Here is a 25,749-nt window from a genome sequence, read left to right as displayed (position 1 = left end):
TCTCTTTTTCGGGCCAGCAAATCTGCGGATCGTGCCGATTGCGGCGGGTGGGGCGGGTCCGATTTGCCCGATCGCTGGATTGGGGGGCCTGATCGGCGCTGAAAGCCCGGCTGGCTTTCATAAGCTGCAGCCGGGAAATGCTCCGAGGCGAGAGGTATGACGATGGACAGGCTGGCGAACGAGGCAAGGCGACGGTTTCTGGGCGGGGCGGCCATGACGGCCATGCTCGCGGCAGCCCCTATGACATGGGCAAAGGCGGCAGCGACCCGCTGGCCGAAGGCCGCGCCCCCGCAATCTCCGCGCATATCGCATGTCATCGAACAACTCGGACGCGTGCGCGACGACGTCTATAGCTGGATGAAGTTCCTCCCCGAGGGGGGCGAGCGAACCCGAACGAATATTCCCGAATCCGTTGCAAAGATGCTGAACGGCGAAAACGCCTATGCCGAAGCGATCCTGAAGCCGCTCGCATCGCAGCGCGCCGGGTTGCTCGACGCGATGCTTGCACGGACGGCGGGCGAGATGGCGGCGCCGGCGATCGAGCGCGACGGCTGGGCCTACTCCGCCGAAATTCCTGCCGGGGCGGTTCATTCGGTCTACACGCGGCGCAAGGCGGCAGGCGCCGCCGAACTGCTGGTCGACGAGGCTCCGCGGGCCGAGGGGCAGCCCTATTTCCGTAGCACCGGGCATCAGCCCAGCCCCGATCATCGCTGGTTCGTCTGGGCCGAAGACGTGATCGGCAACGACCGCCATCGCATCATCATTCGCGACAATCAGGACGGCACGATCCGCACGCTCGTCGACAAGGACGCCTATGGCTATGGCGGGCTCGTCTTCGGCCCCTCGTCCGAATGGCTGTTCTGGATCTGGCGCGATGCGAGGAACCGGCCGACGCGCCTCTATCGCACCTCGGTCGACGGCAAGACCACCGCGCTTGTCTATGAGGAAAAGGATCCTGCGATCTTCATGGGCGTGCGGCGAACCGCCGCCGACGGTTTCGTGGCGCTGACGCTGTCTGGCCCCGATACCGCGGAGGTGCGACTGGTACGCGCGGGCGCCGAGAGCGCGCCGCCGGAGACCGTGTGGGAACGCCGTCCGGGCGTGCGCTACGAGATCGACGAGTGGAACGGCGACCTGATCGCAACGACCGACGCCGACGACGCCTTCGACATGAAGCTGCTGCGGCTCGACGCGAAAAGCTTCGCGGTCAAGGACACGCTCGTTCCGCATCGCGCGGGAACGCCGATCCTGTCGGTGCATCCTTTTGCCGGCGCGCTTGTCCGGCTGGAGCGCGTCGAAGGCCAGCACAGCGTCGCGATCCTTCGGCCGGACGGGCAGGAACAGCGCGTGGCGTTCGACGACCCGGCCTATGCGGTCGAGATTCCGGGCGAGCAGCCCTACAAGGCCGGGCATGTCCTGATCGTGCACCAGTCGCCGAAATCGCCGCGCCGCTGGATCGAGATCGGTCTGGCCGACGGCAGGCAGCGCGTCGTCCAGCAGCAGCCGGTCGCCAATTTCGATCCCGACGATTATGAGGTCGAGCGGCTGTTCGCGCCGGCGCCCGATGGCGAACTGGTGCCGATCACGCTGCTCTCGCGCCGCGGCGCGCCGAAGGATGGCAAGGCGCCCCTGCTGCAATATGGCTATGGCTCCTATGGCGTTTCGAGCGATCCCGAATTCTCGATCCCGGCGCTGACGCTGGTCGATCGCGGCTGGCGCTATGCGATCGCACATGTACGCGGGGGATCCGAAAAGGGACGCCAATGGTTCCTTGGCGGGCGCAAGTTCACGAAGCGCAACAGCTTCACCGACTTCATCGCCTGCGCCGAATATCTTGCGAAGCATGGCTATACGGCAAGGGGGCGCGTCGTCGCCTATGGCCTGTCGGCGGGCGGGCTGCTCGTCGGGGCGAGCATGAACATCGCGCCGACGCTGTGGGGTGGGGTGATTGCCAAAGTGCCTTTCGTCGACATGCTCAATACGATGAGTGACGCGGCACATCCGCTGGTGCCGCTGTTCCGCCCCGACTGGGGCGATCCGCTCGCCGATCCGAAGGCCTATGACTATATCGCGTCGATCTCTCCCTACGAGAATGTCGCCGCGGCTCCCTATCCGCCGTTGCTCTGCACCGCCGGGCTGAAAGACGACCGCGTGCCCTATTGGGAGCCTGCGAAGCTTGTTGCCGAGGTGCGGTACAAGTCGACGGGCGGCAATCCGGCGATCCTGAAGACCGACATGGACAGCGGGCATCAGGGCAGCGGAGATCTGAAGAGCGAATATGGCGAAAAGGCGCTCTTCTGGGCCTTCGCGATGCGGTGCATCGCCTGATCGTCCGACGTCGAAGCCCGACCCGTCCTGCATAATCGAGCGGTGTCCATCCGGCGCTTTGTCGAAAACTCCCGGCGGTTTGCGGGCTAGAGCTTTTGTGTCCGGCCATCCCGGATAGATCTGCGCGATAGTGGATTATCGGCGCGGGCCTGGAGGGGGATGGACGATGAACCGACGGCAGTTTCTGGCGAGCGCGGCTTCGATCGGGATCAGCGGCATATGGGCGTCGCGATCGGCTGCTGCGCCCTCGCGGCTTCCATGGCGGGAAGATCGTGAAGCTTTTCCGCAAGGCGTCGCGTCGGGAGACCCCGACGAGCATAGCATCATCCTCTGGACCCGGCGGCCGTTCGATCTGGGTGACCGCCATGAATTGACCGTGGAGGTCGCGCGCGATCCGGATTTCCATCATGTGGTCGCCGCGGCGCGCACGCCGGTGCTCGCGGCGGCCGACTGGACCTGCCGGGCGATGGTCGGCGGGCTCTCGCCGGCGACGGTCTATTGGTATCGCTTTATCGACGACAGCGGGGCAGGCAGCCGGATCGGCCGGACGATCACCGCCCCGCGCGCGAGCGACAGGCGCTCCGTGCGCTTCGCCTTCGTCTCGTGCAACAGCGTCAATGAGGGCGCGCAGAACGCCTATCGCAGGATGATCTGGGAGGACGAGCGCGCGCCCGCCGATCGCAAGCTTGGCTTCGTTCTCCATCTCGGCGATTTCATCTACGAACTGGTCGAATATCCGGAAGAAACGCCGAACCGCTATTCGCGCACCGTCTACGACCTCGGCCACATTCCCGACGGGCGAAAGATCGGCAATTTCTATGTGCCGACCAATCTCGCCGGATACCGTCACGTCTACCGCGCGCATATCGACGATCCCGACATTCAGGACGCGCGCGCCCATTTCCCGTTCGTGTGCATGGGCGACAACCATGAATTCTCGTGGCAGGGCTGGCAGAGCTTCGTCCGGTTCGGCGGCAAGGTCGAGCCCGCGCAGCAGCTACGCGTCGACGCCAATCAGGCTTGGTGGGAATATATTCCCTCGCGCGTCCGCAAGGCTTCGGGCGACGGGCTGGAGCAGTTCGCGCCCCCCGTCGTCGCCGATGCGCCGATCGACACCTTCGATGAGCATGGCTTCGCGACCGAACCCAACAGCGTCACCGCGATCGCCAGCATGACGACCTATCGCGCGCTGCGCTACGGCCGGAACGTCGACCTGATCCTGACCGACCTGCACAGCTACAAGGCGGCGGACCCGACCGATCGAGCCGAGGCCGGTGCGCTCGACTCGGGGGAGTATCCCGTCCTTCCGCAGGAGTGGCTGGAGATCGTCGACGGCGGCAAGGATTATGATGGCGGCAAGCCTCCCGCGACCATCACGGTCGGCGACGGCAGCATTCCGAATTATCGTCGCGACGAAGGTGCCTACACCGTGCTCGGCGCTCCGCAGAAGGCATGGCTCAAGGAACGGCTCACCCGATCGACCGCGACATGGAAAATCTGGGGCCTCACGAACGGCCCCCTCGACATGCGCACCGATCCGCAGAACCTGCCCGAAGGGGTGGTGAAGGGCAAATGGCCGGGGAAGGATTATGGCGTATTCCCCGGCGTCGATTTCAGTGGCGCCTTTGCCGAGCGCGCGGAAATCTATGACCTTGTCCGCGACCGCAAGATTTCCGGTTTCGTGACAGTATCGGGCGATCGCCACAGCTTCTGGGCGGGCTATGCGGCGCCGAAGCTGCCGCCCGCCGGCTTCGACCCGGTCGGGCTCAGCTTCATTACCGGCTCGGTTTCCGCGCCGGGGCTCGGCGAAGCGGCGGAATTCTTCCAGGAGTCTGCGCAGCGCCCGCTGTATGTCCGGAAGGTCGAGGGCGCGGCGCCCGAGCATACCATCAACCTGACGGTCAAGCGCGGCGTCCGCGCGGCGCTCGAATATGCGGCGAGCGGCGATATCGCCAAGGCTCGGGCGCTGACCAACCCCGACGTCGCGCCGCATCTGGAGTTCGTCGATATGGCGGGGCACGGTTACTCGGTGGTCACCGCAGGACCGGATGCGATCGAAACCGAGTTCGTCTGCATCGTCCGTCCGATCGCGCGGGCGACGACGCCCGACGGCGGTCCGCTGCGCTATCGCGTGTCGCACCGCGCCGATATGTGGCGGCCGGGTGCGCGGCCGCGGATGGAACAACGGATTCTGGAAGGGGATGCCAGGCTTTCGGTTTGATCCGGGGCCGCCGCGATCCGGCGGCAGCGCCGGTCAGATCAGCGACTTCAACCGGTCGATGCCGGTCGCCTGCCGGGCGATCCGGGCAGCCAGCACATTGCCGTTCGTCGCATTGGTGAAGATCACGATCGCCCGGCCGTTCCGCGCATCGCCGACGCCCAGCGTCTTGAATATTCCGTAATTGCTGCCGCTGTGCTGGAACAGCGGGCCCGCCGGAGACTGCTCGAGCTCCCAGCCGAGCCCGCGCGTAATGTCGCGTCCGCGAACCTCCAGCGAGGGCGTGAGCATCGCCTGCCGGGAGGCCTCTCCGATTTCCCACGCGGCTCGGCCCGGCCGCTCCATCATCAGCGCCATGAACTTCGCATAGTCGGACGCCGTCGTCAGAAGACCTCCGGCCGAATTGACCAGAAGATCATGGGTCGAGGGCGGCGTTGCCGGATCCGTCTCCCGCATCGCCTCGACCGAATCCTCATAGGTCCAGGACGCGATGGGCCTGTTCCGCCGCAAGGCGACCGGAAGCAGCCGGTTGCCCAGATCGCGCGTCGGCTGGGGAGGAAGCACCCGCTCGCCTTCCGGAGGTTCGGAATGGCCGAAGACCGCCGACCTTGCGATCTCTTCGTCCCACCCGAAGCTGCTGTGGGCCATTCCGGCCGGGCCGAACAATTTCTCCTGCATCACATTGCCCAGGCTCGCCCCCATGATCTTCTCGACGACCAGCTGGAGCCAGATGAATCCCTCGCCGGAATAGGTGTAGCCCGACCCGGGCGCGCGGCTTGTGACGAGCGGGCCGGACGCCCAGTTGGGCAAACCCGACGAATGTTCCAGCACATGCCGGGCCGTGATGATCTCCAGATTCGGATCGTCGCCCGCGTTCGGTGGCCGGCGATACGCGGCGAGCGGCTTGTCGAGATCGAGCCGCTTCTCGTCGACCAGCCGCATCACGGCATAGGCGAAGACCGGCTTGGTCATCGACGCGGCTTCGAACAGCGTATCTTCCCGCACCGGATCGCGGGTCAGAACGTTCTTCACACCGAAACTTTCGTTCCACGCGAGCTTCCCGCGATCGACGACCGCGATGGCCACCCCGGGCACGCCGGCGATCCGCATGAGCCGGGGAAGATCCTGTACGAGTTCCGCGGAGGGAACCCAGCCGGCGTTGCCGTCCGGGCATCGTGCGTCGCTATGCGCGCGGACCGGCGTCGCAGCACCCGCGATCGCCGCCACGGATCCGGTCAGCACCGCTCGCCGCCCGGTCATCGGTCCGGAAGGGTTCATCCGGAGACCGGGCGCTGCAATGTGTCCGACTCCTTCCGTGCCCGTGTTGGCAAGAAATCACCCGCCGGTTTCGCGATTTTCTGCACCATCGTTTTCAACCCGGTTCCCCTCGGGCCGCATGATAAGGGCATCTTCCCGAAAATCACAGGAAATCAGCGCGCGGTTCGTTCCCGAAACTTCCGCATCCGGTCCGGACGGTCCGCGACCGCCCGGATTTGCGCGCGCGTCAGGCCCGGGAGAAATTACAGGCTGGCATAGGCCGCCCCGATGAGTGCGAGGTTGCGGGGATCGTCACGGAGCAACGTACCCATCCGGTTCATCGTATAGCTCATCGCGAGATCGGCGGCCGGATCCGCAAAGGCAAAGGAGCCGCCCCATCCGGAATGCCCGAATGCTGCCTCGTTCGGTCCATAGATTCCATCGGAGTTGAGAAGAAAGCCGGCCGCCCACCTCGCGGGCAAGCCCAGCACGAGGTCGACGCCCTCGATACGGGCCTGTGTCGCCATGGCCAGCGCGTCCTTGCCGACGCCGCGGTAAAAATGCGCGTAGAGGCGGGCGAGCGCAGCGGCGTTGGAATGGCCGTTCGCCGAGGCGAGATCGGCCGCCCGCCATGCCGGGTCGTTCGGAAGCAGGGGGTCGAGCGGCGGGTTCGCGAGCGCCGCTATCTGCGGCGCAGTGAGCTGGCCGATGTCCGCAGAACTGAGTTCGGGCGGCGCGATGATTTCTGCCCTTCGTCCGTCGTCTGCCGGAGCGAGGCCGAGCGCGATGTCGAGTCCCAGCGTCCCGGCAATCTCGTCGCGCACGAATGCTTTCAGCGACCGGCCCTCGATCCGCTCGAAAAGCGCGGTCGCGAGAATTCCGATGCTGATCGCATGATATCCCGATCCCGAGCCGGGTTCCCAGAGCGGCGCCTGCGCGGCGAGGCGGTCGGCGGCGGTGGCGCCGGCAAGAAGGTCTCCGACGGCGGCGGGCGTGTCGAAGCCGCTGAGGCCCGCCTGATGCGAAAGCAGCATTCCGATCGTGACCTGGTCCTTGCCGTTCGCGCCGAACGCAGGCCAATAGTCCGCGACCCGGTCTTCATACGACATGAGGCCCCGGTCGGCGAGCATGGCGAAGCAGATCGCGCCGACACCCTTGGTGGTCGACCAGAGGTTGACCACCGTATCGGCTTCCCACGGACCGGTGCGGGCGGCGTCGCGCCAGCCGCCCCGGAGGTCGACGACCGTTTCGCCCGCAAATATCAGCGATACCGCGGCCCCTATGTCGCCGCGTCGGGTGAAATTCTCCTCGAAGGCCTCGCGAACCGCCGCAAAGCGCTCGTCGCAATGACCCGAAATCAGGACGTTCGTCCCCATCTGTCTTCTCCTAGTAGCGGAAGCTGAGTTCGACGCCGTAGGTTCGCGGCGCGCTGTAGATGCGGTTGACGATGCCCAGCGAGGCCAGGTTCACGCCCGAGACGACATAGCGCTCTTTGGTCAGGTTCCGGCCCCAGAGTGCCACTTCCCAGCCGTCCTTTTCGCCCGCGAGGGAAAGGCGCGCGTTGAAAAGCCAATAGGGCCGCGATGCGATAAGGGGATCGTTCGATGCTTCCTTGAACGCCGACGAGGCATAGCGGGTATCGCCCTGGATCGCCGCGCGCAAACCCGGCGACAGGTCGAATTCGTATCGGGCCTTGGCCGAGAAGGAGGTCGCCGGCGCATTCGGGAGGCGGTTGCCGGCCGGAATCACGCCCGCCGCCGTCGCAAAGGACGAAAGGCGGGTATCGAGAAGGCCGAGGCTGCCGGTCAGGCTCAGCCCCGTCACGGGGCGCAGGATGAGGTCGATATCGGCGCCGAAAACGCGCGCGCTGTCGACGTTACCGACCTTTTGCACAGACAGGCCCGTCGCCGGGTCTATGAACCGGACGAAGGTCTGCGGGTCCTGGTAATCATAGTAGAAGCCCGACGCGTTCAGCGTGACGACGCGCCCGAACTCGCTCTTGATGCCGAGCTCGTATGCGGTGATCGTCTCGGGCCGGTAGGGCAGCAACTGGCTGTCGTTGTTGGTGAAGCCGCTGAAGAAGCCGCCGCTCTTGCGGCCGCGCGAGACCGAAGCAAAAATCAGCAGGCCGTCGCGAGGCCGGAAATTGAGCCCCAGACGCCCGGTCAGATTGTCGTCGCTGATCGCATCGTCGATGAAGGTGTCGTTCACGCCGACGAGCGGCGAGGGCGTGATGAACGTCGTGCCGCCGGCATAGCGACGCCGCTCATGAGTAAAGCGGAGGCCCGTGATCAGGTCGACCTTGTCGGCGAGATGCCAGGTGGCGTCGGCATAGATCGCCTGCGAGCGCGTGACCTGGTCATAGTTCGTCTTGCCGGATCCGCTCGCCGCGCCAAGAAAGACGAGTGGCCAGTCGTCGCCATAATTGGTGTTGTCGCCGAGTACCCGATCCCAGGAGTAGAAGCCGCCCGCCACCAGATCGACAAGGTCGTTGCGATAGCCGAAACGAAGCTCCTGCGTGAACTGCCGGACGTCCTCATTCTCGTCATAGTCGAATTGCTGGAGAGGGGTGGCATCGACATCGATGTGATAGAGGCGCGAGAAATCGATATAGCCGGTGATCGAGGTGATATCGACCGCACCGAGGCTGTAGTTGATTTTCGCCGTCAAGCTCAGCTGATTGACATTATAGGGAAAACGGCCCGTCCAGTCGCCGTGGTACGGATTGTCATACGGGTTCTGATAGCCGTAGGCGTCGGCGCATGCGCTGTTGTCGAGGCGGCCCTGCAGCACCGGCGTGCAGGGCACGAACGGCGTGCCCGGTCCATAGGTGCCATTGAATTGCGGCACGCCCATCTGGGATCGCGACCGCTCGCCCTCGGCCTTCAGGAGGATGTCGAGCCCGTCGGCCGGCTGTAGCGCGAGCTGGATACGGCCCAGCCAGATGTCCCGCTCGCCGAGATCGCGGCGCCCCGGCGTTCCGTCCTCCAGCAAGGAGCTCGTCCAGAAGCCGCGACCCTGCTGGATCGTCTTTCCGCCCAGTCGGACCTGCGCCCGGTCGGAGAGCGGGATGTTGAGCATGGCTTCGGCGTCGAACGTGTCGAAGTTGCCGTATCCGGCCTTTGCGAAAGCCGCGAATGCGTCGCCGGGCGTCGCCGAAACGATGTTGACGGCACCAGCGGTGGTATTGCGGCCGTACAACGTGCCCTGCGGTCCCTTCAGGATTTCGATACGGCCGAGATCGAAGAAATTGCCGCTCATCAGGCCGGGGGAGGCAAGGGGAATCTCGTCGACATAGATGCCGGCGGCCGGGCTGGAGACGGTGCTGAAGTCGTCGAGACCGATGCCGCGGATCGTGACCGTCGGCAAGGCACCGGGGACGGTTTCCTTGATGTCCACATTGGGAACCTGCGTCGCAAGATCCTTGATCTCCGCCACGCGTGCCTGGCGGATACCTTCGGCGGAGAGGGCCTGGATGGTCGCGCCGACATCCTGGAGCCGCTCTTCGCGCTTCATCGCCGTCACCACGATGTCGCCGTCGGTGGCGGACTCCGCTCCTTCCGGCGTCTCCTGGGCTTGGGCCGTGGCTCCTGCCATCGCGGCAAAAGCAAGGGCGATCGCTGATGCGCGAACAAGGCGCGCGGAAACCGGCTTCACCATATCTCTCTCCCACATTCTTTTACGTTTATGATTCTGACATTATGGTATGTGTGTTCATACCGACTTGTCAATCCATCGCGGGGCGGGCACTCTCGGATCATGGTGACTGTGAAGGCAGACAGGAAAAAACCGCTCGCCAGCGCTGCGCAAGCAGCGCGACGCGCCCTGCTGCTTGATGAGGCGGCGCAGGAGTTCCGCGCCCGCGGGGTTGCCGGAGCGGATCTGATCGCGATCGCGGCGCGGGTCGGCCTGTCGCGTCCGAGCCTCTACAATTATTGTTCGGATCGCACCGATCTCGCGCGACAATGCTATCTGCACCTGCTGGAGCCCCTCGTGCGCGACCTCGACCGCGCCGCCGGCAGCGGCGGTTCGGGGCTCGATGCCGTTCTGCAATTCATGGCTGCCTCGCAAGAGCGCGACCATAGCCACGCGATCATTGCCGCCGAGCTGGAAGCCCTGCCCGAAGGGGGGAGGCGCGAGATCAGCGCGCGGCAGCATCAGGCCTTCGGCCTGCTGGCGGACCTTGTGGCCCGCGGCATCACGGACGGTTCGGTCCGCCGGTGCGATCCGGCGATTGCCGCCCGTACGATCTGGGGCCTGATTGCGTGGGCCCCGCTTGGCGACATGTGGGCGCGGGGTGCCGAACCGGAGGCGGGGCGCCTGACCGCCGAGCTTGGCGCCATCGTCGAAAGCGGCGTCGCCACCGGTCCCGCGCCGGCGAGCCCGGAGGCGGCAGGGATCGAGGGGTGGGCCAGCCTCGCACCGGCCCCCGCCGCCGATCGGGCGGGAGAGATCGTGACGACAGCATCGGCGCTCTTCAACGCGCGGGGCGTCGAAGGCGTCTCGCTTGACGATATAGCGGCCGAGCTCGGGGCGACGAAGGGCCTTGTCTACCATCATTTCGCAAGCAAGGCCGAACTTGTCGCCGCCTGTCTCGAGCGCGCGTTCGATCTGTATGCAATTCTGCTCGACCGGGCCGAGACTTTCGCGACGGGCGTTGAGAGGTCCCGTTCAGGCCTGGCGCTCAACGTCCAGGCGCAGCTCGATCCGGCCGGGCCGATGTCGCTGTCGGCGGCCGCCTATCACAAGCTCTCTCCCGCGCAGCAGGAACGATACAGCGCCAAGACGACCGATCTGCTCGACCGGTCGATCGCGATGATGGTGCTGGGCAATCGCGATGCCACCCTTCGCCCGTTCGAGGCGGAGCCCACCGCTTTGGCCTCCGCAGGTACCTTCAATTTCGTTGCGCGTTGGCTTCCCCGTAATTGCGCGATGTCGCATCGCGCGATCGCGTTCGAGGTGTCGAACCTGTTCCTGCACGGCCTCCGGGCGAGCTGAACTGCATGACTTCGGCGACCGGTAACTAGTCGTTCGCTGTCTCTGTCCGCGGCACTGCCCCCGTCCTTGTCGAGAGGCTTGCGGTCATTGCGAGCAACAGGAAGGCGCAGCCGGCAAACATCAGCGCCGCGTTGATCGACCATGCCCCGACGGCGATACCCGCGAGCGATGGCAACAGGGCCGCCCCGCCCAACTGGAATGCAGTCAGATAGAGCACCGCCCGGCGGGCCGGATCGATCTCGATCAGCCAGCCCGCGAAAAAGGGCAGGGTGAACAGCCAGACGAAGCCGAAGGCGAGGCTTACCGCGATGATCGCGCCCGCGCTGCCGCGCGCGAGATAGAAAGCGCCAACCAGTCCGGCGCCGACGATCGCGCATCCGATGATCGTCTGGCGGCTGGGCAGGCGTTCGCCGAAACGCGCGGCCGCAAGCGCGCCGACGACCTGCGCCACGAGGCAGAGCGAGACCGCTGTACCTTCGAAGGTCGGCGGATAACCGTAATGGATCAGCCACAGCCCGAAATAGCCCCAGACAGAGACGATCGCGCCGAGGAACAGGCCGGCGCAACTGAGAGCGGCAAGGCTCGCGGGCGTCAGCGCACCGCGCTCGCTGTCGGGTTCGGTCGGTCGCAGTTCGGCGGGGAGCGCGAGCGCTGCAAGTGCGGCGACCGCCCCCGCGATGGCGAGCGCGGCAAGGGCCGCATCGACCCGCGATCCGGCGATCGTGACCGCCGGCAGCGTTGCCGCCACGATGGCCTGCATCAGCGTCTGGACGGCGAGGAAGATGGCACTGGCGCGTTCGACCCGCGCGACGCGTGAAATAGCGACGAGCGCTATGGCGACGAGAACGCCTTCGCTGAACCCGGCCACGGCGCGCGTCATTGCCAGCATCGTCATGCCTGACTGCCCGACGAGGAAGAGGTTGATTCCTCCCATCGCCAGACCGGCGCCGACCGCGATGAAGCGCGCGCCGATGCGCCGGAGGAGCCCGATGCCGGCGAGCGAACCGGGCACGATCGCCAGCATCTCGATCGTCACCAGATTGCCGACCTGTGCGTCGGCGAGCCGCCCTTCCTGGACGAGGGCACCGAGCAGGACGGGATGCACGCCGAGCACGAGCAGCGCGCACGAGCCGATCAGGATCGAAAGCGCGAGGGTCCGGCCGCTGACCGGCGACAGGACGGCGGTCACGCGGGCTGCTCCTTTGCACGAAGCGGCAGATATTCGGGGAGGAAGGTCCGCGAATAGGCAATGCGCGCGCGGCGCGCCTGCTCCTCCATCTCGTCGGTGATATGACCGTGGCGATGGATCGACAGCGACCAGATCGCGTCGTTGATGACGATGACCTCGACCAGCCGGTCGTGAAGGTCGGGGATCTCGGGCATCACGAACATCTGCGTCATCAGTTCGATGCTCCGCCCGGCCGTGACGAAATTGCTGTCGAGATCCTGCAGGCGAATGTCGGACGACCAAGCGGGGCCTTCGAGCAGGACCTGCCGTGCGGCAGGATGCTCGTTGAACCATTTTTGCGCGGCACGATACTGGAGCGTCTGCAGATCCTGCCAGCTTTCGATGTTTTCGGGAACGTCGGTCAGTACGCGCTCCTCGAAACGCTTGAGATAACGTTCGGCAAGCGCGCTGAACACAAGCTGCGGCTCGGGGAAGAAGTGATAGATCGACGGCGGCGAGATGCCGACCTCGGTCGCGATCGCTGGAATGCTGATCGAGGCGGGAGGCAGCGTGTCGAGCAGGCGCTCGGCGCCGTCGAGAATTGCCTCGAACCGGGCCCGGCTCCGCTTCTGCGCTGGACGCCGTATTTCCGGCCGGACCGTTTCATTCTTCGTCATGCGCGCTCCTGTCATCGGGGCATCATTGGTAAAACCGCGCACAAATCAACCAAAAATCCGAATTTAGGCACAATATTTTTAAATTTCTTGACATATCGGCAGATTCTCGATCACAAAACCGGAAAATATTCTGATATTGAGAAGGGGACGTCGATGAAACGCGCATTTGCAATGCTTTCGGTCTCGCTGCTGGCGCTCGTGCCGGCCACGGCCTTCGCGCAGGATGGCGATGGCGCCACCTCCGCCGACGACGGCATCGGCGAAATCGTCGTCACCGCGCAGCGTCGTGAACAGAATATCCAGGACGTTCCGATCAGCATCACCGCGATCAGTGGCGAAGCGCTGACCGAGGTCGGAATCCGCGACCCTCGCGATCTGGCGATCCTCGTCCCGGGCCTGTCGTCGCAGGCGGGTACATCGGCGACGACGACCTCGCTGTTCCTGCGCGGCGTTGGCATCGGCGACTTCAACTCGAATACCACCGGTGCGGTCGGCGTCTATGTCGACGACGTGTTTCTCGGCGCGAACGCGGGCAAATTGTTCAACGTCTTCGACAGCGACGGTATCGAAGTGCTGAAGGGACCGCAGGGGACGCTTTACGGACGCAACACCACGGCCGGTGCGATCCGCTTTTCCTCGCGTAAGCCGACGGACGAATTCAGCGCGAATGCGGCGATTTCATACGGCCGCTATAACGAGGTACAGGTCGAAGGCGGGGTTGGGGGTCCGATCGCCGGTGACGTGTTGAAGGCGCGCGTCGCGGGCACCTATCTGCGCCGCGACGGCTGGCTGCTTAACCGCGTTACCGGGAACAAGCTTAACGACCTCGACATGTGGGCGGGCCGTGCGATCGTCGATTTTACGCCGAATTCCGATATCCTGATCCGCGCGATCGTTCATGGCGGCCAGAACCGCGGCGGCGCACGCCAGTTCCAGCATCGCGGGCAGGGCGTCGACTTTGCCGGCAATCCGAATTTTGCCGATGGCGTGCCGCTCGACGGCCTTGGCTATGCCGACACCGACGGCGATCTCAACGCCGGCGACTATGACATCGAGGGGCAGGAGCGTGTCAATGTGTTCGGCGGCTCGCTGACTGCCAGCATCGACATGGGCGGCGTCTCGCTGACCTCGATCAGCGCTTATGAACAGGTCCGTCGGAGCACCATCGAGGATACCGACGCCAGCCCGAACAATGTGCTGACCGCGACCTATATCGACCGGCCGCAACAGTTCAGCCAGGAAATCCGCCTCCAGTCGAAGGGCGAGAATAGCGTCAACTGGATCGTCGGCGGCTATTATTTCCATGACAAGCTGGTCACCGAAAGCGCGTTCGACATCCTGCGTGTCTTCCGCGATCCCGACGATCTGCTGGGGACGCTCGACCCCGTCAATTCGATCGGCAATTTCGCCTATCCCTACACGCAGAAAACCGAGAGCTGGGCGGCCTTCGCGCAGGCCGATGTCAAGCTGACCGACCGGCTGACGCTGACCGGGGGGCTCCGCTATTCGAGCGACAGCATCGATTTCGATTTCCACAGCTTCTTCGACGACGTGATCACCGTCCCGGTGCTCGACTTTACCGGGTCGAAAACCTTCAAGGACCTGTCGTGGCGCGCCGCGCTGTCGTTCCAGGCGACCGACAATCTGCTGTTCTATGCCTCGTCGTCGAAGGGGTATAACAGCGGCGGTTTCGCGGGCGGTTCGTCGAGCGATCCCGCGCAGCTTCAGCCCTTCCGTTCCGAAAAACTCTATGCCTATGAGGCGGGGTTCAAGAGCGACCTGCTCGATAGAAAGCTGCGCTTCAACGCCGCCGCCTTCTATTACGACTATCGCGACCTGCAGGTTTTCGTGTTCGATACATCCGGCGTGCTACCGGTGCAGCGCAAGCTCAACGCGGGCAATGCCGAACTTTATGGCCTCGAAGTCGAGTTGCAGGCGCGGCCCTCGCGCTATTTCGATGCCTTCGTCAACGCCAGCCTGCTCCACGCGCGCTACAAGGATTTCACGGCGCTCGCCGCCGACGATTATTCGGGTAACCGGCTCGTCAACGCGCCCGATGTCGCAATCTCGGCGGGCTTCTCGCTGACCCAGCCGTTACCGGGCGACAGCTCGCTGCGGCTGCGCGTCGACGGCAGCCTCCAGTCGGAGGTCTTCCTGACCCCCGACAATGTCCAGGCCAATCGCGTGAAGCCCTATGGCACCGCCAACGCGCGCCTGTCGTGGCTGTCGCCCGACGAGAATTTCGAGGTGGCCCTGTGGGCGAAGAACTTCACCGGCACGCGCTACATCACCTATATCTCGCCCGTCGTGACGATGGACCAGATCAATTACAACGACCCCGCGACCTATGGCATCCAGGCCGTCGTGAAATTCTAGAAACCCGTCCCGGCGTTCCGCACGGGCGGCGCGCCGGGGCATAGCAAGCGAGATCGACATGAACAGGACGCAGGACGCGGCGCTGCGCGCACGCGCGCTCAGAGTCATTCCGAACGGCATGTACGGCCATGAATCGGTGCGGATGCTGCCGGACAGTTTTCCGCAATTCTTCAGCCGCGCAGAGGGCGCCTATATCTGGGATGCCGACGGCAACCGGTACCTCGACTATATGTGCGCCTATGGCCCCAGCCTGCTCGGCTATCGCGACGCGCGCGTCGAGGCGGCGGCGCAGGCGCAGGCGGCACTGGGAGACACGCTGACCGGACCGTCGCCGTTGATGGTGGAACTCGCCGAAACGCTGGTGTCGATGGTCGATCATGCCGATTGGGCGATGTTCTGCAAGAATGGCACCGACGCGACGACGATGGCGATGAGCAGTGCCCGTGCCCAGACGGGCAAGCGCGTCGTGCTGGTGGCGCAGGGGGCCTATCACGGCGCCGCGCCATGGTGCACGCCGATCCCTGCGGGCACCGTGGCCGAGGACCGCGCGCACGTGCGCACCTATGCGTACAACGATGTCGCCAGTCTCGAAGCGGCGGTCGCGGCCGCCGGAGACGATCTCGCCGCGATCTTTGCATCGCCGTTCCGTCACGATGCCTTTATCGACCAGGAAGCGCCCGATCCGGCCTATGCCCGCCGCGCGCGCGAACTATGCGACCGGGAAGGCGCAATGCTGATCGTCGACGAAGTGCGGGCGGGTTTCCGCCTCGCACGCGGCAGCAGCTGGAGCGAACTGGGTGTCCGTCCCGACCTCAGCGCATGGGGCAAATGCTTCGCCAACGGTCATCCGATTTCGGCGCTGCTCGGATCGGACAGCTGCCGTGACGGGGCGGGCGCGATCTATGCGACCGGTTCTTTCTGGCTGTCGGCGGTGCCGATGGCCGCCGCGATCGAGACGCTGCGCATCATCCGCGAGACCGACTATCTCGAACATGGCGTCCGGCTCGGCGAGCGGCTGCGTTCGGGGCTCGGCGCGGCGGCGACGAAAAACGGCTTCACGCTGCGCCAGACCGGGCCGGTGCAGATGCCGCAGATCATGTTCGCCGACGATCCGGACTTCCGCGTCGGTTACGGCTGGGCCGAGGAGATGCTGGCGCGGGGTATCTACATGCATCCCTGGCATAACATGTTCCTGTGCGCCGCGATGTCCGAGGCCGATATCGATCGAACCATCGCCGTCGCTGACGAGGCGTTCGCCGCGGTTGCGCAGCGTCGCGCGACGCTGGAGCCGCATCCGATCCTCGTGATGCTCGCGGCCGCGCAGGCGGAGCACGCCTGATCGTGGATCAGCCGCTCGACCTGCTCGCGATCGGCCTCACGACGATCGACATCACCGTCCATCCGGTAGCGTCACTGCCGGAAGGGGGGAACGGCGAGCTGGTCGAGAAGATCGTCCTCTCTCCTGCCGGAACCGCCGGCGGAACCGCGCTCGTGGCGCAGAAGCTCGGCCTGCGAGCGGGGGTCGCCTCGGCGGTCGGCGACGATCCGCAGGGACAGATCGTCCGGTCGATGTTCGATGCGGCCGGTGTGGATACAAGCCTGCTTTCGATCGATCCGGACAGGCCAACGTCGACCACGGTCCTGCCGATCCGTCCGGACGGCGAGCGTCCGAACTGGCACATGCTGGGCGCGAGCATCTTTGCTCCCGTTACCGATGCGGTCTTTGCCGCACTGGCCCGCACCGCCGCCGTCCACTGGGGCGGTGTGGGCTTTCCGGGTGCAGCCGGGAAGGGCGCCGACCTGCTGCGCGAGGCGCGCGCGCGCGGCGTTTTCACATCGTGCGACCTGATCGCGCCGTCGGATGCAGCGCAGGCCGATCTCGATCTCCTTTTGCCGCATGTCGACCTGTTCATGCCGAGCCTTGCGGAAGTGCGCGCTCTGGCTGCAACCGGCGACCCCGTCGAAGGCGCGCGGCGCTTCATGGCACGGGGAGCGGGCGGTTGCCTGATCAAGATGGGCAGCGAGGGGGCGCTGCTCGTCCTGCCCGACCGGCAGATCCATGTGCCCGCGCACAGGATCGAACCCGTCGATACGACCAGTTGCGGCGACAGCCTGTGTGCGGGCTATATCGCCGGGCGCGCACGCGGCCTCGATCCCGCCGAAGCGCTGCGCATCGGCGTCGCGACCGCCGCACAGGTCGCGCTCGCCGTGGGAACGCTGGGCAAGCTGGAAAGCTATGACCGGACGCTGGAATTCATGCGTGATGCGCCGGGGAGGGGAGAAGCGGGATGACCGAAGAGGAAGCGCGGCGGCAGTTGGTGGACGGCATGCGGGCGCTTGATGCGCGCGGCCTCAATCGCGGGACATCGGGCAATCTCTCGGTCCGTTTCGCGGCCGGCATGTTCGTCACGCCTTCGGGCGTAACGCCCGACAGTCTGACCCCCGACCTCATGGTCTTTGTCGACGGCGACGGGACCACATCGGCCGGCTCCGCCCGTCCGTCGAGCGAATGGCAGATGCACATGGGCGTATACAGGGGCCGGCCCGACGTGAATGCGATCGTCCATTGTCACGCCCGCCATTCGACCATCCTCGCGTGCGCGCACCTCGAAATCCCGCCGCTTCATTATATGGTTGCGGTCAGCGGCGGAGCCAGCGTTCCGGTCGCGCCCTACGCGACATTCGGCAGCGAGGAACTTGCTCAGGGCGTTGTGCGGACGCTCGACGGTCGTCTCGCCTGCCTGATGGCGAACCACGGTCTGATCGCGCTGGGTCCCAGACTTTCGGTCGCCATGGCGATCGCCGAGGAAATCGAGGAGCAGGCGGCAGTCTATTGCGGAACCCTGGCAATAGGGGGTCCCAAGCTGCTTGATAGCGCCGAGATGGAGCGGATCATCGGCGCCTTCAGGCAATATGGCCAACGCGACGCATAGCGTCGATCGGGCCACTCCGGACCACGATTGAAACCTGTCCGCACGCTGCGGTCATATTAGTTGATCATCGCAAGGAAATGGTGGACGCACTAGGGCTCGAACCTAGGACCCGCTGATTAAGAGTCAGCTGCTCTACCAACTGAGCTATGCGTCCACGTGCCATTTCGGCAGTCTTTGCGAGGCCGGAAAAACTCCCTGTCTCGCGAAGAGAGCGGCCCGCTATCATGGTGCTTTGGCCTTGGCAATGGCCAAATCGAAATTTTTATCAATGAAAGCGGCGCGTGCCCGTTTTGCTGTCGTTCTCGATCGCCAAAATGATGCCGACGCAGGTCATGATCGTCAGCATCGACGACCCGCCGTAGGAGAAGAGCGGCAACGGGATGCCCACGACGGGGGCCATCCCCATCACCATCGACAGGTTGATCGCGATATAGAAGAAGATCGTCATCGTCAGGCCCGCCGCGGTGAGCTGGCCAAAGCGCGTCCGCGCCCGGATCGCGACGCGCGTGCCCCAGCGCAGCAGCAGGAAGAAGGCAAGCAGCAAGCCGAGCCCGCCGATCAGGCCCCATTCCTCGGCCATCGTCGCGAAGATGAAGTCGGTGTGGCCTTCGGGGAGATAATCGAGGTGGCTTTGCGATCCGTTGAGGAAGCCCTTGCCGCCGATGCCGCCCGATCCGATCGCGATCTTCGACTGGCTGATATGATAGCCGGCGCCGAGAGGGTCGCTTTCGGGATCGAGGAAGATCAGCACGCGCTTCTGCTGGTAATCGTGGAGCATCGAGAAGAGCACGGGGAGTGCCGCGGCGCCCGCCGCGGCGGCGCTGCCAAACCACCAGAAGGGGAGACCGGCGACGAACATCACGACCACGCCGCCGATGCAGATCGCGAGCGCGGTGCCGAGGTCGGGCTGGAGCATCACGAGCGCAGCGGGAAAACCGATCGCGACCAAAGCCGGCCAGAGCGCGGTAAAGGTGCGCGTGTTGCCGGGCGGAAGCTGGGTGTAGAAGCGCGCGAGCGCGAGCACGATAGCGACCTTCATGAGCTCGGACGGCTGGAGGTTCATGAAGCCGAGGTTGAGCCATCGCTGACTCCCACCGCCGACGAAGCCGAGAAGTTCGACCGCCATGAGCAGGACGAGCACCGCGATATAGCCGAGATAGGCGAAGTCCTCGAAGATCCGGAGCGGGAAGCGCCCGATGACGAGCGCGACGCCGAGGAAGACGAGGAAGCGCACGCCTTGCTGCCACGCCCACGGCGACCAGCTGCCGCCCGCCGCCGAATAGAGGACGAGCAGGCCGAAGCCGCAGATCGCGCCGAGCAGCGCCATGAGCTTCCACGGGAAGCGCTGGATGGCGGGTGGAACCGGGATCATTGCGCCAGCCCCGGATCGGGTGCCGCGATGCCGGCTTTCCACGCGGCATAGCTGCGGTCCATGCGGTCCTTGATCGTGCCGCCCCAGCCCGCCTCGAAGGCTTCGAGCGCCTCCATGCCCTTTTCGCGGTCGTAGATGAAGGTGAAGACGTCCTTGGCGACCGGCGCTGCGGCGCGGCTGCCGCCCATGCCATGCTCGATGATGACCGATATGGCGTAGCGGGGATTGTCGACCGGGGCGAAGCCGATGAAGAGGCCGTGGTCGCGGAAGCGCCAGGTCCCGCCCTTGCCGTTACCGGTGTTGAGGCCGCGCACCTGCGCGGTGCCGGTCTTGCCCGCCATCGCGATCCCGTCGAGCGGCAATTTGCTGCGTCCGGCCGTACCGCCGGGACCATTGACGACCAGGTCCATACCCAGGCGGGCGGTGGCGAAGGCCTCGGCAGAGAAGGGCAGGGGATCGTTCTTGAAATGCCGGTTGACGAGCCGCGGATAGAGGCTGCGGCCCGACGCGATACGCGATGCCATGACCGCGAGCTGGAGCGGGTTCACGCTGACATAGCCCTGACCGATGACTGCGTTCAGCGAATCCGAGGCTGACCATGGCTGGTCATATTTCTTCATCTTCCAAGCGCTGTCGGGAATGGTGCCGAACCGCTGATTGCTGCCCGCCAGCTGGAATTCCTCGCCGAGGCCCATCATCTTCGCGGTCGGCGCGATCGCGTCGTAACCCAGCCGGTGCGCGACCCAGTAGAAATAGCTGTTGCAGCTCTTCATGATCGCGTGCGGCATGTCGAGACTGCCGTGGGTGCCGAGGCAGCGGAAGAAGCGGCTGCCGAGGCGGTAGCCGCCGATGCAGGTGTGCCGCTCGCTGGGGTCGATGCCATGCTCGATCGCTGCGATCGCCGCCATCGGCTTCAATGTCGATCCCGGCGGATAGAGGCCGCGCGTCGCCTTGTTGATCAGCGGCTGGTGATCGTCGGCGCGCAGCCAGCTATATTCCGAATTGCTGATGCCGTCCGAAAAGCTGTTCGGATCGAAGCTCGGCATCGACACGAAGGCGAGGATGTCGCCCGTCAGCGTGTCGATCACGACCGCGGCGCCGGACTCGGGGCCCATGCGCCGCGCGACATAGTCCTGCAGGTCGGCGTCGATCGTCAGGTGGACGGTCTTGCCCTGTGTATCGGGCTGGGTCGAAAGTTCGCGTACCACCTTGCCGCGCGCGGTGACCTCGACGCGCTTGGCGCCGGGTTTGCCGCGCAGCATTTCCTGGAAATATTTCTCGAGCCCGTCCTTGCCGGTCTTGTAGCCGGGGGTGATGTAGAGCGGGTCCTTGACCTTCTCATATTCCTCGGCGGTCGGCGCGCCGACATAGCCGATCAGATGGCCGACGGCCGCGCCGGTCGGATAGTTGCGCGCAAAGCCGCGCTGCGGCGCGATACCGGGCAGTTCGGGCAGGTGGACGAGGATCGAGCTATATTCCTGCTCGGTCATATCCTCGGCGACGGCGACCGGCTGGAAACCCGATGCGGCCTTCAGGTCGCGCTCGATGCGTTCCATCGCGTCATTGTCGAGGCGGAGCAGGGTACGCAACTGTGCGAGGACATTGTCCTTGTTGTGCAGGCGGTCGGGGATGATGTCGACGCGCAACGATACGCGGTTGTTCGCGAGCGCCTTGCCATGCCGGTCGACGATCCAGCCGCGGCGCGGGGGAACGAGCGTCAGGTTGACGCGGTTGCTTTCCGATTCAAGGACATAGCGTTCATTGTCGATGACCGAGATATAGGCCATGCGCGCCGCGAGCGCGACGCCCACCGCCGCCTGCGCGCCGCCGACGACGAGTGCGCGCCGCGTAAAGGTGAAGCCGCGCCAGGCTTCGGTAATGGGGGGGGCTTTCTTACCGAACATCTGGGGGCGTTTTATCGGCGTTTCAGGCGGAAATTGTCAAACTTCCCCGTCAGACGAAGGAAGAGCGGGACAAGGAGGACGGAGACGACGATCTGCGGCGCGACGAGCCCCAGAACGCGTCCCGTCGCGGCGTGCGGATGCGTGAGCAGCGCGGCGAGAGCCTGAATGATCGCGACAAGTAAAGCGCCAATCGCCCAGTCGTGGAAAAAACCCCGCCAGTAGATGCGCTGCGAGATATAGGCGATCGCGATGCTGGCGGCGGTCCACAGGAAAACCGCGGTCCCGATCGGCGCGCCGCTAAACAGATCGTCCCACAGGCCGAGCGGCAGGCCGATCCACACCGGCCACATTTCGGTACGCAGCAACTGCCAGCAGAGAAAGAAGAGCAGGCCGAGCGGCGGCACGACCGGCGAGCTTGCGACGAGTGGCAACATCAGCGGCAGCGCCGAGGCGAGCATGACGCTGATGATCGGCACGAGGCGCATCCGCCAGAGCGATGCCGGTTCGCCGAGGCGCGGCCCTTTCTGGTTCATGGTGCCTTCGGAACCTCGGGTATGGCGTCGGGCGCCGGCGCGAGCTGCGCTTCGGCATTTTCGGGCGTGTAGGGACGCAGCACCGATACCGCATCGACCTTTGCCGGATCGGCGAGCGGGCGGGCGAGCGCGCCATCGTCCTGCCGGCGAATGACGATCGCGACCGGAATATTCGGCGGATAGAGACCGCCGGTTCCCGACGTGACTAGGATGTCGCCGGGCTTGAACGGATTGTTCGCGATGTTGAGCGTGCGGATATCGAGGTCGCCGTTGCCGCGGCCATAGGCGAGGGCAGGCAGGCCATCACGCGCACGGCGGACCGGGACGATATTGTCGATGTCGGTGATCAGGAGCACCTGCGATACCGAGGGGCCCGAACCCAATATGCGCCCGATCAGCCCGTCGGCACCGCGGACCGGCTGCCCCGATGCGACGCCGAGGTTCCTGCCGATGCTGAGCAGCGCGATGCGCTTGCTGCTCGTCGAGGTCGACGTCAGCAGATAGCCGTTGGCGATCGCCGTCTTGTCGGTTTCCTGCAGCTTCAGCAGCGCCTTGAGTTGCCGGTTTTCTTCCTGCAGCGAACTGGTCGCGACGAGCTGGCGCCGCGTTTCGGCCAGCTCCTTGCGCAGCCGGCGGTTCTGCGATCCGGCGCCGACATAGGCCGACACCGCGTCATCGATGCCCGAGATCGAGCCGATCGCCGAACGGGTGGCGCGCGCCACCGGCGCGGTCACCTCGTGGCTGGCGATGCGGAGCTGGGCAAAGCCCACGGGATCGACGACCGAAAGCACGGCCAGCAACAGGCCCGCCACCGCCCCTGTCACCGCGATGACATAGGCAACGAACAGGCTGTACTGGGCCTTTCGGGATTGCCCCGGACGCCGATGTGCCGGGCGGACCATGGTTCAGAAGCCTTCGATCAGGCCTGCTGCAACACGCCGCGGAAGGCCGGATCCTCCATCGCGCGGCCGGTGCCGATCGCGACGCAGGTCAGCGGGTCTTCAGCGACCGTGACGGGCAGTCCGGTTGCATCGCGCAGCAGTTCGTCGAGCTCGGCGATCAGCGCGCCGCCGCCGGTCAGCACGATACCCTGGTCGACGATGTCGGCCGCGAGTTCGGGCGCGGTGTTTTCAAGCGCGATGCGGACGCCCTCGACGATCGTGCCGATCGGTTCGGACAGCGCTTCGGCGATTTGCGCCTGGTTGATCGAGATTTCCTTGGGCACGCCGTTGACGAGGTCGCGGCCCTTGATGTGGATCGTCAGGCCGGTCCCGTCGGCGGGAACGCGTGCAATGCCGAAATCCTTCTTGATCCGCTCGGCGGTCGATTCGCCGATCAGCAGGTTGTGGTGTCGGCGGACATAGCTGACGATCGCTTCGTCCATCTTGTCGCCGCCGGCGCGAACCGAGGTGGTATAGGCGAGGCCGCGGAGCGAGAGCACCGCGACTTCGGTCGTGCCGCCGCCGATGTCGACGACCATCGAACCGATCGGTTCGGTGACGGGCATGTCGGCGCCGATCGCGGCGGCCATCGGTTCCTCGATCAGCCACACTTCGCTGGCGCCTGCGTTCGACGCGGCGTCGCGGATCGCGCGGCGTTCGACGCTGGTCGATCCCGAGGGCACGCAGATCACGATTTCGGGGCTACGGAACGCGTTGGGCTTGCCGCCATGCACCTTGGTGATGAAGTGCTTGATCATCTGTTCGGCGACGTCGATGTCGGCGATGACGCCGTCGCGCAGCGGACGGATCGCCTCGATGCTGTCGGGGGTCTTGCCCATCATCAGCTTCGCGTCGTCGCCGACCGCCTTGACCCGCTTGATGCCGTTCAGCGTTTCGACCGCGACCACCGAAGGCTCGTTGAGCACGATGCCCTTGCCGCGCACATAGACCACGGTGTTCGCGGTGCCGAGGTCGATCGCCATGTCTTGGGAATTGAATTTAAGCCAGCGAGAAAAGAAGGACATCTATACTGCTTCCTGTCATCGGCGCCCTCGGCCCCCGAAACGGCCCCGTGCCCCTATCGTGATTGCTCCCGCGCGCCAGTCCGGCGACAGCATCAATCAGGGGGAGATTCCGGCTCTTCCACGGGGGCTGGCTGGACAAAATGATCAGGCTGTGCGGGTGGGTCGCGATTTGCGTCCGACTGCGCTAGGAGAGGCCCCATGTCAATACGTCGCCTGCCCGAAAAGCTCGTAAATCGGATCGCGGCCGGTGAAGTGGTCGAAAGACCCGCCGCGGCGCTGAAAGAACTGGTTGAAAACGCCATCGACGCCGGTGCGACTCGCATTTCGGTGCGAATCGCCGAGGGCGGGATTTCGCGGCTCGAGGTCGAGGATGACGGGTGCGGAATGACCGGCGCCGACATGGCGCTGGCGCTCGAACGCCATGCGACGTCGAAGCTGCCGACCGATGCGATCGAGGACGTCACGACGATGGGCTTTCGGGGCGAGGCCTTGCCCTCGATCGCCAGCGTCGCACGCCTGACGCTGGAGAGCCGCGTCGCCGGCGGCGACGGGTGGAAGCGGGTCGTGGACAATGGCACGGTGGTTGCCGAAGGACCGGCTGCGCTGGCGAAGGGCACGCGCGTGCTGGTCGAGGATCTGTTCGCTCGCGTGCCGGCACGCCGCAAGTTCCTCCGCAGCGGACGCAGCGAATATGCCGCCTGCCTCGATGTGGTGAAGCGGCTCGCGATGTCGCGGCCCGACGTCGCCTTCGCCGTCGAGCATGACGGACGCCGCGTCCTCGACGTGCAGGGCGGTCAGGACCGCCTCGCGCGCGTCGCGGCGCTGACCCAGCGCGAACTCGTCGCAAACAGCATCGGGGTCGATCTCGACCGCGGCGACGTGCATCTGGGCGGTGTGATCAGCCTGCCGACCTACAATCGCGGCATCGCCGATCATCAATATCTGTTCGTCAACGGACGCCCGGTAAAGGACCGGCTCCTCGTCGGTGCGCTGCGCGGCGCCTATGCCGACCTGCTTGCGCGTGACCGCCACCCGGTCGTGGCGCTCTTCCTCGATATCCCGACCAGCGAAGTCGATGTGAACGTCCATCCGGCAAAGACCGAAGTGCGTTTTCGCGACCCGCAGCTCATTCGCGGGATGATTGTCGGCGGCCTCCGCCGCGCGCTCGACGAGCATGGCTTCCGCAGCGTGCAGCGCCCCGCCGAGGCCGCGCTCGCGGCTTGGCAGCAGGAACCGGTCGCGCCCGAGCCGGCAACGGGCTTCCTGTTCGGACGCCGGACCGAACCCGCGGTGCATCTGTTCGGCACCGACCTGCCGCCGCCGTCCGATGACGTCGCGCGCGTCTATGACCGGCTTGTGCCGTTCGCCAGCGCTCATGCACCAGCCCCGCTCGCGGGCCGCGCCGAAGTCGCGACCCTGCCGCCGCCTGAGGCCGACGATCATCCGCTCGGCATCGCGCGCGGACAGATCGCGAAAACCTATATCGTTGCCGAGGCCGAGGACGGTCTCGTCATCGTCGACCAGCACGCCGCGCATGAGCGGCTCGTGCTCGAACAACTGCGCCACGGGATGGCCGGGCGCGCGGTGCCGTCGCAGGGGCTGCTGCTTCCCGAGGTCGTCGAACTCGACGAGCCCGCATGCGACCGGCTGGAGGCGGCGTCGGGTCAGCTTGCGACGCTTGGCGTCGAACTCGAACGCTTTGGCCCTGCCGCGGTGATGGTGCGCGCCACCCCGGCGATGCTCGGCGCGATCGACTGCCACAAGCTCGTCACCGATATCGCCGACGATCTGGCCGGTTATGACGCGGCGCTGGGATTGAACGAGAAACTCGAACTTGTCGCGGCGACGATGGCTTGCCATGGTTCGGTGCGGGCGGGGCGAACGCTGAGCGTGCCCGAAATGAACGCGCTGCTCCGCCAGATGGAAGTGACGCCGCATTCGGGTCAGTGCAACCACGGCCGTCCGACCTGGGTGAAGCTTGCGATGGACGACGTCGAGAAATTGTTCGGGAGGAAATAG

Annotated in this window: 18 protein-coding genes and 1 tRNA gene; 8 read left to right on the top strand and 11 right to left on the bottom strand. The window is 65.4% G+C overall.

The features are described 5' to 3' along the window. The first annotated feature begins 213 nt into the window (after positions 1–213). Both L7H23_RS03375 and L7H23_RS03370 read left to right on the top strand, forming a co-directional pair. Positions 214–2,328, top strand: coding sequence for a prolyl oligopeptidase family serine peptidase (locus tag L7H23_RS03375; RefSeq protein ID WP_237837954.1), 2,115 nt, complete (start codon positions 214–216; stop codon positions 2,326–2,328). Between the two features lie 166 nt (positions 2,329–2,494). Continuing rightward, entirely contained in the window at positions 2,495–4,549 is a 2,055-nt protein-coding gene (locus tag L7H23_RS03370; protein ID WP_237837953.1) for an alkaline phosphatase D family protein, read from the top strand. A 33-nt stretch (positions 4,550–4,582) separates the two neighbouring features. Here L7H23_RS03370 and L7H23_RS03365 read toward each other — a convergent pair whose 3' ends face one another. The 3 genes from L7H23_RS03365 to L7H23_RS03355 form a co-directional block, all read right to left on the bottom strand. Then, on the bottom strand, positions 4,583–5,788 hold the full coding sequence (locus L7H23_RS03365) for a serine hydrolase domain-containing protein (protein ID WP_237837952.1): 1,206 nt from the start codon (positions 5,786–5,788) through the stop codon (positions 4,583–4,585). 278 nt (positions 5,789–6,066) lie between these two features. Beyond that, entirely contained in the window at positions 6,067–7,179 is a 1,113-nt protein-coding gene (locus L7H23_RS03360; protein ID WP_237837951.1) for a serine hydrolase domain-containing protein, read from the bottom strand. Between the two features lie 10 nt (positions 7,180–7,189). Next, positions 7,190–9,400 carry a TonB-dependent receptor gene (locus L7H23_RS03355; protein ID WP_237837950.1) on the bottom strand — a complete coding sequence of 737 codons (2,211 nt, stop codon included), beginning with the start codon at positions 9,398–9,400 and terminating at the stop codon, positions 7,190–7,192. A 162-nt stretch (positions 9,401–9,562) separates the two neighbouring features. Between L7H23_RS03355 and L7H23_RS03350 the strand changes: the two genes are divergently transcribed. Then, positions 9,563–10,801 carry a TetR family transcriptional regulator gene (locus L7H23_RS03350; protein WP_237837949.1) on the top strand — a complete coding sequence of 413 codons (1,239 nt, stop codon included), beginning with the start codon at positions 9,563–9,565 and terminating at the stop codon, positions 10,799–10,801. A gap of 25 nt (positions 10,802–10,826) precedes the next feature. On the opposite strand, the gene L7H23_RS03345 is transcribed toward L7H23_RS03350, so the two are convergent. Beyond that, positions 10,827–11,990: an MFS transporter gene (locus L7H23_RS03345; protein WP_237837948.1), complete on the bottom strand. Its 1,164-nt coding sequence runs from the start codon at positions 11,988–11,990 to the stop codon at positions 10,827–10,829. Then, complete coding sequence (locus tag L7H23_RS03340) at positions 11,987–12,646, bottom strand: TetR/AcrR family transcriptional regulator (RefSeq protein ID WP_237837947.1); 660 nt, start codon at positions 12,644–12,646, stop codon at positions 11,987–11,989. The genes L7H23_RS03345 and L7H23_RS03340 overlap by 4 nt, the downstream gene beginning before the upstream one ends. Before the next feature lie 153 nt (positions 12,647–12,799). Here L7H23_RS03340 and L7H23_RS03335 point away from each other — a divergent pair, with 153 nt between their 5' ends. The 4 genes from L7H23_RS03335 to L7H23_RS03320 are packed head-to-tail and all read left to right on the top strand — an operon-like array spanning position 12,800 to position 17,955. Beyond that, complete coding sequence (locus L7H23_RS03335; RefSeq protein WP_237837946.1) at positions 12,800–15,022, top strand: TonB-dependent receptor; 2,223 nt, start codon at positions 12,800–12,802, stop codon at positions 15,020–15,022. Positions 15,023–15,080: 58 nt separating this feature from the next. After that, positions 15,081–16,361: an aminotransferase class III-fold pyridoxal phosphate-dependent enzyme gene (locus L7H23_RS03330; RefSeq protein ID WP_237837945.1), complete on the top strand. Its 1,281-nt coding sequence runs from the start codon at positions 15,081–15,083 to the stop codon at positions 16,359–16,361. Positions 16,362–16,363: 2 nt separating this feature from the next. Beyond that, a complete protein-coding gene (locus tag L7H23_RS03325; protein WP_237837944.1) occupies positions 16,364–17,314 on the top strand; it encodes a sugar kinase in 951 nt (316 codons plus the stop codon). After that, positions 17,311–17,955: a class II aldolase/adducin family protein gene (locus tag L7H23_RS03320; RefSeq protein WP_237837943.1), complete on the top strand. Its 645-nt coding sequence runs from the start codon at positions 17,311–17,313 to the stop codon at positions 17,953–17,955. Before L7H23_RS03325 ends, L7H23_RS03320 begins: the two co-directional genes overlap by 4 nt. A 78-nt stretch (positions 17,956–18,033) precedes the next feature. Here the strand turns inward: L7H23_RS03320 and L7H23_RS03315 are convergent. From L7H23_RS03315 to L7H23_RS03290, 6 genes are all read right to left on the bottom strand, one after another. Further along, positions 18,034–18,109 (bottom strand) — tRNA-Lys (locus L7H23_RS03315). A gap of 111 nt (positions 18,110–18,220) precedes the next feature. Next, on the bottom strand, positions 18,221–19,327 hold the full coding sequence (rodA, locus tag L7H23_RS03310; RefSeq protein ID WP_237837942.1) for a rod shape-determining protein RodA: 1,107 nt from the start codon (positions 19,325–19,327) through the stop codon (positions 18,221–18,223). Next, on the bottom strand, positions 19,324–21,231 hold the full coding sequence (mrdA, locus tag L7H23_RS03305) for a penicillin-binding protein 2 (RefSeq protein WP_237837941.1): 1,908 nt from the start codon (positions 21,229–21,231) through the stop codon (positions 19,324–19,326). The genes rodA and mrdA overlap by 4 nt, the downstream gene beginning before the upstream one ends. Before the next feature lie 11 nt (positions 21,232–21,242). Beyond that, complete coding sequence (mreD, locus tag L7H23_RS03300) at positions 21,243–21,764, bottom strand: rod shape-determining protein MreD (RefSeq protein ID WP_237837940.1); 522 nt, start codon at positions 21,762–21,764, stop codon at positions 21,243–21,245. Then, positions 21,761–22,666, bottom strand: a complete 906-nt coding sequence (gene mreC, locus L7H23_RS03295; RefSeq protein ID WP_237837939.1) for a rod shape-determining protein MreC — start codon at positions 22,664–22,666, stop codon at positions 21,761–21,763. Before mreC ends, mreD begins: the two co-directional genes overlap by 4 nt. 17 nt (positions 22,667–22,683) lie before the next feature. After that, complete coding sequence (locus tag L7H23_RS03290) at positions 22,684–23,730, bottom strand: rod shape-determining protein (protein WP_237837938.1); 1,047 nt, start codon at positions 23,728–23,730, stop codon at positions 22,684–22,686. Between the two features lie 198 nt (positions 23,731–23,928). On the opposite strand from L7H23_RS03290, the gene mutL reads away from it, so the two are divergent. Further along, complete coding sequence (gene mutL / locus L7H23_RS03285) at positions 23,929–25,749, top strand: DNA mismatch repair endonuclease MutL (RefSeq protein ID WP_237837937.1); 1,821 nt, start codon at positions 23,929–23,931, stop codon at positions 25,747–25,749.

Source organism: Sphingopyxis sp. BSN-002 (genome assembly GCF_022024275.1).
GTDB lineage: Bacteria > Pseudomonadota > Alphaproteobacteria > Sphingomonadales > Sphingomonadaceae > Sphingopyxis.
The sequence above is the reverse complement of the archived record's forward strand: the minus strand, read 5'-3'. Positions and strand labels throughout refer to the sequence as shown.

Excerpts from the sequence above, each read along its gene's own strand:
- mreD (WP_237837940.1), bottom strand. The coding sequence starts at position 21,764 with ATGAACCAGAAAGGGCCGCGCCTCGGCGAACCGGCATCGCTCTGGCGG.
- L7H23_RS03370 (WP_237837953.1), top strand. The coding sequence starts at position 2,495 with ATGAACCGACGGCAGTTTCTGGCGAGCGCGGCTTCGATCGGGATCAGC.
- L7H23_RS03360 (WP_237837951.1), bottom strand. The coding sequence starts at position 7,179 with ATGGGGACGAACGTCCTGATTTCGGGTCATTGCGACGAGCGCTTTGCG.
- L7H23_RS03350 (WP_237837949.1), top strand. The coding sequence starts at position 9,563 with ATGGTGACTGTGAAGGCAGACAGGAAAAAACCGCTCGCCAGCGCTGCG.
- rodA (WP_237837942.1), bottom strand. The coding sequence starts at position 19,327 with ATGATCCCGGTTCCACCCGCCATCCAGCGCTTCCCGTGGAAGCTCATG.
- mrdA (WP_237837941.1), bottom strand. The coding sequence starts at position 21,231 with ATGTTCGGTAAGAAAGCCCCCCCCATTACCGAAGCCTGGCGCGGCTTC.
- mutL (WP_237837937.1), top strand. The coding sequence starts at position 23,929 with ATGTCAATACGTCGCCTGCCCGAAAAGCTCGTAAATCGGATCGCGGCC.
- L7H23_RS03340 (WP_237837947.1), bottom strand. The coding sequence starts at position 12,646 with ATGACGAAGAATGAAACGGTCCGGCCGGAAATACGGCGTCCAGCGCAG.
- L7H23_RS03375 (WP_237837954.1), top strand. The coding sequence starts at position 214 with ATGACGGCCATGCTCGCGGCAGCCCCTATGACATGGGCAAAGGCGGCA.
- L7H23_RS03355 (WP_237837950.1), bottom strand. The coding sequence starts at position 9,400 with ATGGCAGGAGCCACGGCCCAAGCCCAGGAGACGCCGGAAGGAGCGGAG.
- mreC (WP_237837939.1), bottom strand. The coding sequence starts at position 22,666 with ATGGTCCGCCCGGCACATCGGCGTCCGGGGCAATCCCGAAAGGCCCAG.
- L7H23_RS03320 (WP_237837943.1), top strand. The coding sequence starts at position 17,311 with ATGACCGAAGAGGAAGCGCGGCGGCAGTTGGTGGACGGCATGCGGGCG.
- L7H23_RS03290 (WP_237837938.1), bottom strand. The coding sequence starts at position 23,730 with ATGTCCTTCTTTTCTCGCTGGCTTAAATTCAATTCCCAAGACATGGCG.
- L7H23_RS03335 (WP_237837946.1), top strand. The coding sequence starts at position 12,800 with ATGAAACGCGCATTTGCAATGCTTTCGGTCTCGCTGCTGGCGCTCGTG.
- L7H23_RS03330 (WP_237837945.1), top strand. The coding sequence starts at position 15,081 with ATGAACAGGACGCAGGACGCGGCGCTGCGCGCACGCGCGCTCAGAGTC.